Origin of the sequence: Burkholderia sp. E168m22, from assembly GCF_001319805.1 — a bacterium.
GTDB classification, from domain to species: Bacteria; Pseudomonadota; Gammaproteobacteria; order Burkholderiales; family Burkholderiaceae; genus Burkholderia; species Burkholderia orbicola.
The window spans coordinates 43073-52620 of the sequence record NZ_BBSK01000098.1 but is presented as its reverse complement, the minus strand read 5'-3'; the positions used below and the strand labels follow the sequence as shown (position 1 = coordinate 52620).

Annotated in this window: 10 protein-coding genes; 8 read left to right on the top strand and 2 right to left on the bottom strand. The window is 67.3% G+C overall.

Annotated elements, in window-relative coordinates; all coding sequences use genetic code 11:
• From AP428_RS22580 to AP428_RS22565, 4 genes are all read left to right on the top strand, one after another.
• Positions 1–597, top strand: a 597-nt coding sequence (locus AP428_RS22580) for an ABC transporter ATP-binding protein (RefSeq protein ID WP_156349346.1), incomplete at its 5' end; no start/stop codon positions are given.
• Positions 598–674: 77 nt separating this feature from the next.
• On the top strand, positions 675–1721 hold the full coding sequence (locus tag AP428_RS22575) for an ABC transporter substrate-binding protein (RefSeq protein ID WP_011548116.1): 1047 nt from the start codon (positions 675–677) through the stop codon (positions 1719–1721).
• Between the two features lie 111 nt (positions 1722–1832).
• Positions 1833–3089 (top strand): ABC transporter permease, encoded by a 1257-nt coding sequence (locus AP428_RS22570; RefSeq protein WP_011548115.1) that lies wholly within the window; start codon positions 1833–1835, stop codon positions 3087–3089.
• A gap of 37 nt (positions 3090–3126) precedes the next feature.
• Positions 3127–3963, top strand: coding sequence for an ABC transporter permease (locus tag AP428_RS22565; RefSeq protein WP_006479368.1), 837 nt, complete (start codon positions 3127–3129; stop codon positions 3961–3963).
• Between the two features lie 34 nt (positions 3964–3997).
• Here AP428_RS22565 and AP428_RS37700 read toward each other — a convergent pair whose 3' ends face one another.
• Positions 3998–4129, bottom strand: a complete 132-nt coding sequence (locus AP428_RS37700) for a hypothetical protein (RefSeq protein WP_260525827.1) — start codon at positions 4127–4129, stop codon at positions 3998–4000.
• A 197-nt stretch (positions 4130–4326) separates the two neighbouring features.
• On the opposite strand from AP428_RS37700, the gene AP428_RS22560 reads away from it, so the two are divergent.
• Positions 4327–5745 (top strand): MFS transporter, encoded by a 1419-nt coding sequence (locus tag AP428_RS22560; protein WP_012338487.1) that lies wholly within the window; start codon positions 4327–4329, stop codon positions 5743–5745.
• A 64-nt stretch (positions 5746–5809) separates the two neighbouring features.
• Here AP428_RS22560 and AP428_RS22555 read toward each other — a convergent pair whose 3' ends face one another.
• Complete coding sequence (locus AP428_RS22555; RefSeq protein ID WP_011548113.1) at positions 5810–7543, bottom strand: protease pro-enzyme activation domain-containing protein; 1734 nt, start codon at positions 7541–7543, stop codon at positions 5810–5812.
• Between the two features lie 645 nt (positions 7544–8188).
• On the opposite strand from AP428_RS22555, the gene AP428_RS22550 reads away from it, so the two are divergent.
• From AP428_RS22550 to AP428_RS22540, 3 genes are read left to right on the top strand one after another with little or no spacing between them, the layout of a single operon-like run.
• Positions 8189–8512, top strand: coding sequence for a helix-turn-helix transcriptional regulator (locus AP428_RS22550; RefSeq protein WP_011548112.1), 324 nt, complete (start codon positions 8189–8191; stop codon positions 8510–8512).
• Positions 8512–8943 carry an SRPBCC domain-containing protein gene (locus tag AP428_RS22545; RefSeq protein WP_011548111.1) on the top strand — a complete coding sequence of 144 codons (432 nt, stop codon included), beginning with the start codon at positions 8512–8514 and terminating at the stop codon, positions 8941–8943. The genes AP428_RS22550 and AP428_RS22545 overlap by 1 nt, the downstream gene beginning before the upstream one ends.
• Positions 8940–9383 (top strand): DUF1801 domain-containing protein, encoded by a 444-nt coding sequence (locus tag AP428_RS22540; RefSeq protein WP_006479363.1) that lies wholly within the window; start codon positions 8940–8942, stop codon positions 9381–9383. Before AP428_RS22545 ends, AP428_RS22540 begins: the two co-directional genes overlap by 4 nt.
• Positions 9384–9548: the final 165 nt, after the last annotated feature.

Here is a 9548-nt window from a genome sequence, read left to right as displayed (position 1 = left end):
TTGCGCGAACACATGCAGTACGAACTGAAGGCGCTGCACGAGAAGCTCGGCGTGACCTTCGTGTACGTGACGCACGATCAGGGCGAGGCGCTGACGATGTCCGATCGCGTCGCCGTGTTCGACAAGGGCATCGTGCAGCAGCTCGACACCGTCGACCGCCTGTACGAATCGCCGTGCAACGAATTCGTCGCGAACTTCATCGGCGACAGCAACCGGCTGCGCGGCACCATCGCACGCGTCGACGGCGAATTCTGCGAATTCCGGCTCGACGACGGCACGAAGCTCGTCGGCCGCCATATCGGCGAAGCCGCCGAGGGCGCATCGGCCGTCGCGTGCATCCGCCCGGAGCGCATGAGTCTCGCCGCGCACGGCGTGAACGGTGCGAACGGTGCGAACGGCGCCGCCGCCAATTGCGTGAGCGGCGAGGCGCGCAGCCTCATCTATTTCGGCGATCACGTGCGCATGCGCTGCGCACTGCCGGGCCAGGACGAATGTTTCGTGAAGGTGCCGCTCGGCACCGGCGCGCTCGACGCGTTCTCGCCCGGCGCCCCGGTCTCGCTTGCGTTCTCGCCCGAACACCTGCGCGTGTTCGCGTGAGCATGGTTTACCCCGGTTTTTCGCAGCACGTCGTCAACAACAAAGCCCACTTCCACCACGAGAGGAGAGGAACCATCATGAAACGAGCAAGCTTTACCGCGCGCCGCACGGCGCTCGCGCTGGCCCTGGTCGCATTCGGCGCATCGGCCACCGCTGCCGAGCTCACGGTCGTCAACTTCGGCGGCGCGAACGGCGACGCACAGAAGGTCGCGTTCAACCAGCCGTTCGAGAAGGCGACCGGCAACAAGGTCACGGCCGTCGAATACAACGGCGAGCAGGCGAAGGTGAAGGCGATGGTCGAGGCGAAGCACGTCAACTGGGACGTGGTGGAAGTCGAATCGGGCGACCTGAACCGCGGCTGCGACGAAGGGCTGTACGAGAAGCTCGACTGGTCGAAGATCGCGAAGAAATCCGACCTGATTCCGGAATCGCCGCAGGTGTGCGGCGTCGGCTTCTTCGTGTGGTCGACGGCGCTGTCGTACAACGCGGACAAGCTGAAGTCGGCGCCCACCGGCTGGGCCGATTTCTGGAACGTGAAGAAATTCCCCGGCAAGCGCGGGATGCGCAAGGGCGCGCGCTACAACCTCGAATTCGCGCTGATGGCCGACGGCGTCGCGACGAAGGACGTCTACAAGGTGCTCGGCACGAAGGCCGGCCAGGATCGCGCGTTCAAGAAGCTCGACGAGCTGAAGCCGTACATCCAGTGGTGGGAAGCAGGCGCGCAGCCGCCGCAGTTCCTCGTCGCCGGCGACGTCGTGATGTCGACCGCGTACAACGGCCGCATCGACGCCGCGCAGAAGGAAGGCAAGAACCTGAAGGTCGTGTGGAACGGCAGCATCTACGACCTCGACTACTGGGCGATTCCGAAGGGTTCGCCGAACAAGGCGCTGGCCGAGCAGTACATCGCGTACTCGCTGACGCCGAAGCCGCAGCAGGCGTATGCGCAGCACATCGCGTACGGTCCGGCGAACATCGCGGCGATCAAGGCGCTCGACGCGAAGACGCTCGCGAACCTGCCGAACTCGCCGGCCAACGGCAAGAACGCGGTGCTGGAGGACATCGGCTTCTGGACCGACCACAGCGACGAGCTCGAACAGCGCTTCGCCGCATGGGCAACGAAGTAACCGGTCAGGCATCCTCACGGGTGTCGTGATGCAACCGGCCGCGCGACGCGTCGATCGCGTCGCGCGGCATTCCGCCGGCACGTGTCCGGCCGGAGAGACCAGTTGAATACGATGACGATCGCGCCTTCCTCGCCGTCGACCGCGGCGCTCAAGCGCGAGCTGAAGGCCGCCGAGGCCCGCAAGCGCACGATGGCGCTGCTGCTGGTCGCGCCGCTCGCGATTTTCCTGCTGCTGATTTTCGTCGTGCCGATCGGCACGCTGCTCACGCGTGCGGTGCAGAACCCGGAGATCGCGACCGCGTTGCCGAACACGGTCGCCGCGTTGTCGGGCTGGGACCGCAAGACGCCACCGGCGGACGCCGCGTATGTCGCGCTCGCGGCCGACATGACGAAGGTGGCCGACAGCGAGGCGATGGGCGCGCTCGCGCGGCGCCTGAACACCGAGATTCCCGGCTATCGCTCGCTCGTCGCGAAGACGGCGCGCGCGATGCCGCTGAAGGGCGACAATGACGCGGCGCTGACGCCCGCGCAGACGCGCGCCAAATTCATCGACCTCGATGCGCGCTGGGGCGACGTCGCGTACTGGCAGTCGATCGCGAAGAACGGCAGCCAGGTGTCGCCGTTCTACCTGCTCGCCGCGCTCGATCACAAGCAGGACGGCTTCGGTCACATCGTGCAGGCCGATCCCGACCAGTCGATCTATCTCGCGATCTTCGGGCGCACGTTCGTGATCGGCATCGCCGTCACGCTGTTCGCGCTGCTGCTCGGCTATCCGCTCGCGTACTGGATCTCGACGCTGTCGGAACGGCGCGCGAACCTCGTGATGATCCTCGTGCTGATTCCGTTCTGGACGTCGGTGCTCGTGCGCGTCGCCGCGTGGATCGTGCTGCTGCAGAGCGAAGGGCTCATCAACACGGCGCTGATCGGCAGCGGGCTGATCTCGCATCCGCTGACGCTGCTGTTCAACCGCGTCGGCGTGTACATCTCGATGACGCACATCCTGCTGCCGTTCATGATCCTGCCGCTCTACAGCGTGATGAAGTCGATTCCGCCGACCTACCAGCGCGCGGCCGTGTCGCTCGGCAGCCATCCGTTCGCCGCGTTCTGGCGCGTGTACGTGCCGCAGACCTATCCGGGCGTCGGTGCGGGCGCGCTGCTCGTGTTCATCCTCGCGATCGGCTATTACATCACGCCCGCGCTGCTCGGCGGGCCGAACGACCAGATGGTCAGCTATTACGTCGCGTACTTCACCAACGTGACGATCAACTGGGGCATGGCGTGTGCGCTCGGCGGGCTGCTGCTCGCGGCGACGCTCGTGCTGTATGCGGTATACGGGCGCTTCACGCGCACCAACGTGAGCCTCGGCTGAGCGCCGGGCACAGGGAAACGGGAAGGGGATGCCGACCATGAAACTCGCCAGGCCGCTGTTCGCGCCGCACATGTCGTTCGTCGAGCGCGCGTGGTACGTCGCGTTGCGCGTGCTCGTCGTGCTGACGCTGCTGTACCTGATCCTGCCGGTGCTCGCGATCGTGCCGCTGTCGTTCTCGTCGAGCACGTTCCTCGTGTATCCGATTCCGGGTTTCTCGCTGCGCTGGTACGAGAACCTGATCGCATCCGACGAGTGGCGCATGGCCGCGAAGAACAGCTTCATCGTCGCGCCGTCGGCGACCGTCGTCGCGACCGTGCTCGGCACGCTCGCGGCCATCGGCCTGACGAAAGCCGATTTCCGCGGCAAGGGGCTGCTGATGGCCGTGCTGCTGTCGCCGATGATCGTGCCCGTCGTCGTGGTCGGCGTCGGCATGTACCTGTTCTTCGCGCCGCTCGGGCTCGCGAATACCTACACGGGGCTGATCGCCGCGCATGCGGCACTCGGCGTGCCGTTCGTCGTGACGACGGTGGCCGCGACGCTGCAGGGCTTCAACCAGAACCTCGTACGGGCAAGCCTGTCGCTCGGCGCGAACCCGGTCACGACGTTCTTCCGCGTGACGCTGCCGGTGATCGCGCCGGGCGTGATGTCGGGTGCTCTGTTCGCATTCGCGACGTCGTTCGACGAAGTGGTCGTCACGCTGTTCCTCGCCGGCGCGGACCAGACGACGCTGCCGCGCCAGATGTTCACGGGCATCCGCGAGAACATCAGCCCGACGATCGCGGCGCTCGCCACGATCCTGATCATTTTCTCGACGAGCCTGCTGCTCGCGCTCGAATGGCTGCGCGGCCGCAATGCGCGGCGTGCGGTGACCTGACCTGACGCGGTGGCGCGACGGCGGTGCACGCGTGTCAAGCGTCGGCGCATTGTCGATGCTTGATGTCGCCGTCGGACGCGGCCGGGCCGGGCGCCGACACGACGAAGCTGGCCGCGAGCCCGACAGGCTGCCCGGCAATCGCCCGATCGTCGATCGTTGTGCGCATCGACGACGCCGCGCGCAAGGCACGGCATCCCGCAAGCTTTCGTTTCGCTGACTGACGGCGCGGCCGTCTGCACGTTCGGTGCGGCTCTGCAACAATACGGCTCGCGGTGCCGCGCGTTCCGTTCTTGCCGCACGGAGCGCTCGTCGCCGCGCCGCTCAATCCGCGACGCCGCGCGTCGCCCGTCAGCCGAGCCCATCTTGTCCGAATTCGCTTCCCCCGCCGGCGCGCACGAGCCGGCCGTCAACTGGCGCGCGATGTCCGCCGTGCTGCTGGCCGTCGCGCTCGCGACCCTCGACACCGCGATCGCGAACACCGCGCTGCCCGCGATCGCCGCCGACCTGCATGCGTCGCCGGCCGCGTCCGTGTGGATCATCAACGCGTACCAGCTCGCGATGGTCGCGACGCTGCTGCCGTTCGCATCGCTCGGCGACATCGTCGGTCACAAGCGCGTGTATGTCGCCGGGCTGGCGGTGTTCACGCTGGCGTCGCTCGGTTGTTCGCTCGCGTCGACGCTGCCGATGCTGACGGCCGCGCGCATCGTGCAGGGCTTCGGCGCGAGCGCGATCATGAGCGTCAACGTCGCGCTGATTCGCGGCCTGTTTCCCGCGCACCGGCTCGGGCGCGGCGTCGGCTTCAACGCGCTCGTCGTCGGCGTGTCGTTCGCGGTGGGGCCGACGATCGCGTCGCTGATCCTGTCGGTGGCCGCGTGGCCGTGGCTGTTCGCGGTGAACGTGCCGCTCGGCGTGTTCGCGCTTGCAGTCGCGATTCCGTCGCTGCCGCAGACGGCGCGCGGCAAGCATGCGTTCGATCCGGTGGCCGCGCTGTTCAACGTGATCACGTTCGCGTCGCTGATCTTCGCGCTCGGCGAATTCGCGCAGCGTGGGCCGCTCTCGGTCGTGTTCGCGGCTGCTGCGGTGGCATTCTCGTTCGGCTGGCTGCTGATCCGCCGCCAGGCCGGGCACCCGGCGCCGATGCTGCCGGTCGACCTGTTCCGCCGGCCCGTGTTCACGCTGTCCGCGCTGACCGCCGTCTGCGCGTTCGCCGCGCAGGGGCTCGCGTTCGTGTCGCTGCCGTTCTATTTCGAAACCGTCCTGCATCGCAGTGCTGTTGAAACGGGGTTCCTGATGACGCCGTGGTCGGCGATCGTCGCGCTCGCCGCGCCGATCGCGGGGCGGCTGTCGGATCGTTATCCGCCCGGGCTGCTCGGCGCGATCGGCCTTGCATTGCTGAGCGCGGGCATGGTGTCGCTCGCCGCGCTGCCGGTGTCGCCGGGCGTCGTCGACATCGGCTGGCGGATGATGCTGTGCGGCGCGGGCTTCGGTTTCTTCCAGTCGCCGAACCTGAAGGCGCTGATGTCGAGCGCGCCGCCGGAGCGCAGCGGCGGCGCGAGCGGGATCATCGCGACCGCGCGGCTGATCGGGCAGGCGACGGGCGCGGCGCTCGTTGCGCTATCGTTCGGGATCGCGGGGCGCCACGGACCGACGCTTGCGTTGATGCTCGGTGCGGGTTTCGCGGGCGCGGCGAGCGTCGCGAGCGGGCTGCGGCTGTTCGCGCCGTCGCATCGGGCCGGCGCGCCGGTCGTGTCGGAGCCCGTGAAGGAGCCGGCGACGGAGTAGGGCACGGGATGTTCACGACCGGCGCGCGGCAAGCCATCGCCGCGCGCCGGTCTTCACGCTTCGCTCAGAACCCGCCCGACTTGATCAGCTGGTTGAGGTTCGCGATGTTCAGGCTGCCGAAGCCGGTCGTCAGATCCCAGCCGGTGCCGGCCTTGTAGCCATACCCCTGATAGCCGTTGTTGCCCGACACGACGTCGTAGCGCACGAGCGACGGATGCGACGGAATGTCCGCATAGAAGTTGCTGGCCGGGAAGCCGAGGCCTGTACCGTTCGCCGCGAGCAGGCGTGCCCAGAAGCCTGTGAAGATCGGTGCGGCGAGGCTCGTGCCGCCGATCTGCTGCAACTGGCCGTAGTTGTAGATGTACGCGCCCGTGCTTTGCGCGGCATCGAACGCGACGTCCGGCAACTGGCGATTGCTGCCCGACTGCCATGACGGCGCGGGCAGGATCGTGCTGACGCCGCCGCCTGTCGCCCACAGCTTGCCGTTCGAATCGAGCCCTTCGTTCCACACCGTCTCGTTCGAGAACGCGCCCGCCGACGTCGTATAGAGCGTCGTGCCGCCGATCGCGAGCACATGCGGCGACGAAGCCGGCCACGATACCGTGTAGTTCGAGCCGTCCGGATAGCCGCGGTTGTTGCACTCGTACACGCCTTCGTCGCCCGACGATACCGAGAACGTCTGGCCCTGCGCGGCGGCCGTCGTGAAGATCTGCTCCTCCGCGTCGAGCGTGCCGTCCGCGTTCGCATCGGTTTCGCACCAGCCGAGCGACACGTTGATCACCTTCGCGGTGTTGTCCGACACCGCGCGGTTGAACGCCTGTGTGAGGCCCGTGTTGCCGGCGGCGTTCAGGTCCGCCATGTAGAACACCAGCTTGCCGACCTGGCCGCCGGCCGAGCCGACGATCGACTGGCTGTCGAGATCCCATTCGCCCTGGCCGTCCTGGTCGTCGGTGTAGCTGCCGCCCGTGCCGTTGGTCTTGACGGTCTGCGTGGAAACCGTGCCGTAGCCGTTGCTCGACGTGAACTGCTTCAGGTCCTGCAGCGTCTGCGACACGCCGCCGATCGTGATGATGCCGACGGTCACGCCGGCCGCGGTCGGTACGCCGGTCGCGTTGTAGAGGCCCGGGAATTCCTTCGGATAGTGGCCTGTGGCCGTGCCGGCCGCGAGCGCCTGCGGTTTCGCCACGTTGCCGATGCGCAGCAGCGGCCGCGCACGCGCGACACTTTGCAGCCCGAGCACCGAGCCGACGACGTCGCCGAGTGCGCGCGGCACCTGCGCGGTCGACGTGTTGGCGAAGCCTGAACGGCCTGCGTACTCGAAGTGCACGAGCGACGTGTTGAAGGCCGTCTTCACCGTGCCGGCCGTGCCGCTGGCGGAGATCAGCAGCCGGTTCGGCGCGACCTCGACGTTCGTGAAGCCGCTCTTGTGCAGATAGTCGACGACCGACTGCACCTGCGCATCGGTCGGCGCGTAGTTCGCGAGGAACTGCTCGTGCGTCAGGTACTGGCGATAATGCGCGCTGCCGGGCCGGTTCACGTCGCGCGCCAGCTGCTTGAGCTGCGCGGCGTTGCGCAGCTTCAGGCTGACGACGACGTTGGTCGTCTCGCCGGCCGCGAGTTCGAGCGACGGCGCCGCACTGCGCGCCATCAACTGCGGGCCGGTCAGAAAGGCTTTCGTATGGGTATCGACCCAATCCGTCGCCGCATGCGCCGCAACGGCGGCGAACACGAGCGGTGCCACGCACGCCAGACGGCGGGGCGACGGAAGGGGAAGGGCAAACCAGGCGTTCCTTTTCATCGGGAGTCCTTTTTAGGAGAGGCGACGTTACTGGAACCCCCGGCCCTTGTGGGGCCGCGAGCGGTGACGAGCGTAGGGCGTCGGTGGCGTTCGGGTAGCTGCCATTTTCCATAGCTGTCAGTTCTGACAATGGGACGCATGAGTGCGCGCGCGGCGTCGTACATGTTGACGATGGCGAGGCCGGCGGGCGGAACCGGTTCGCGGTACGACGGTGCGGCGACGCGCGTCGCTCACACGCACGAGTCGTTCGTTGCAGCGTTGGAATGTGCGCGTTCGTGGAGGTGAGACCGCGTGGATGCATGACGTTTGCGTGTCAATGGCGGCACGCCGTATCGCACTATGTGGTCATTGGAAGCAACCCGTCAGGAACGGCTTCGTGCAGGCACAAGAACGGGGCAGGCCGACTCCGGACGTTTCCCGAACTGTGGAACGGCGCGTCGGGCAGTCTTGCAGGCTGCTTTCGGATCGCGCGTCACAATCGCCGATTAGAAGAAATGCTCGAATCCGGCGCGGGCGCGGGCCGGTGCGACGCACGCACCCGTGGCGCGAGATCGAACGACGTCGTTCGCGAAATCCCGCCTTGACGTGCGGCGCTCAGCAGATATTATCCAATTCATAACCATCGAGTTATGGATTTTGCCCGGCATGCAGACCGCTCACGACACGCTGTTCCGCACACTCGCCGATCCCACGCGCCGCGCGCTTTTCGAGCGGCTCTGCGCGGAGGGCGAGCTGACGGTTGCCGCGCTGACCGCCCACGCGGGCGTGTCGCAGCCGGCCGTGTCGAAGCACCTTGGCGTACTGAAGCAGGCCGGGCTCGTGAACGACCGTCACGAAGGCCGGCAGACGCACTACAGCGCGCAGCCGCAGGCGCTGGCCCCGTTGATCGACTGGACGAGCCAGATGGCGGGCTTCTGGCAGAGCCGGTTCGATGCCCTCGAAGATCTGCTCAAAAGGATGGATCAGTAATGAACCAAGCCACTACCGAAACGCGCTCCGTCGTCGTCGACCGGGAACTGCCGCATCCGCCGGAGAAGATCTGGCGCGCGCTCACGCAACCGCACCTGATCGAGGCTTGGCTGATGAAGAGCGACTTCGAGCCCGTCGCGGGCCGTGCGTTCAGCTTTCGCGCGGACTGGGGCTCGGTCGACTGTACGGTCCTCGCGATCGAGCGGCACCGCACGCTGTCCTATACGTGGGCGGCCCACGGCCTCGAAAGCGTCGTGACGTGGACGCTTACGCCGACGCCGGCCGGCACGCACCTGCGCATGGAGCAGGCGGGCTTCCGTACGGATCAGGAACAGGCCTACCGCGGTGCGCAGCACGGCTGGGTGCGGTTCTTCGATTCGCTCGAACAGGTGCTGGCGCACCCCGACGAAGGCACGGAGGCCCGCTCATGAGCGCAGCATCGGACCCGACCCCGTCGGAGCGTATCGATGCGCTGATCGCCGGCATCGTCGACTGGCGCGGCAAGACGTTCGCCGAGCTCCGGCAGACGATTCTCGCGGCGGACGACAGCATCGTCGAGGAATGGAAGTGGATGGGCAGCCCCGTGTGGTCGTGCGACGGGATGATCGCGGTCGCGAACGCGCACAAGGGCAAGGTGAAGCTGACGTTCATGCACGGCGCGAAATTGCCCGATCCCGACCAGCTGTTCAACGACGGCCTCGAAGGCAATGCGCGGCGCGCGATCGATTTCTTCGAAGGCGACAAGCTCGACAAGCGGGCGTTGAAGCACCTCGTGCGCGCGGCGATCGAATACAACCGCACCCATCTGAAGAAGAACGCGCGGGCGGGTTCCTCCGCGGGCGCGAAGGTGCGAAGCAGCAAGGCGGCGTGACGCGCGAGCCGGATGCCGGCCGGTGACATCCCGCGAAAGCGTGGCGCCGCCGTGCGGTCGACGCTACGCCGCGGGCCCACCGAGCGACAGACGAAAAAAAGCCCGACACGAGGTCGGGCATCCAAATCGGCCGCAACCGCCCGCGAGGCGGCTGCGGCACCTGCA

What these genes read in the sequence shown, in the direction of transcription:
- AP428_RS22545 (WP_011548111.1), top strand. Translation starts at nt 8,512, where the DNA reads ATGAACCAAGCCACTACCGAAACGCGCTCCGTCGTCGTCGACCGGGAA.
- AP428_RS22550 (WP_011548112.1), top strand. Translation starts at nt 8,189, where the DNA reads ATGCAGACCGCTCACGACACGCTGTTCCGCACACTCGCCGATCCCACG.
- AP428_RS37700 (WP_260525827.1), bottom strand. Translation starts at nt 4,129, where the DNA reads ATGCGCACAACGATCGACGATCGGGCGATTGCCGGGCAGCCTGTCGGG.
- AP428_RS22575 (WP_011548116.1), top strand. Translation starts at nt 675, where the DNA reads ATGAAACGAGCAAGCTTTACCGCGCGCCGCACGGCGCTCGCGCTGGCC.
- AP428_RS22565 (WP_006479368.1), top strand. Translation starts at nt 3,127, where the DNA reads ATGAAACTCGCCAGGCCGCTGTTCGCGCCGCACATGTCGTTCGTCGAG.
- AP428_RS22555 (WP_011548113.1), bottom strand. Translation starts at nt 7,543, where the DNA reads ATGAAAAGGAACGCCTGGTTTGCCCTTCCCCTTCCGTCGCCCCGCCGT.
- AP428_RS22570 (WP_011548115.1), top strand. Translation starts at nt 1,833, where the DNA reads ATGACGATCGCGCCTTCCTCGCCGTCGACCGCGGCGCTCAAGCGCGAG.
- AP428_RS22540 (WP_006479363.1), top strand. Translation starts at nt 8,940, where the DNA reads ATGAGCGCAGCATCGGACCCGACCCCGTCGGAGCGTATCGATGCGCTG.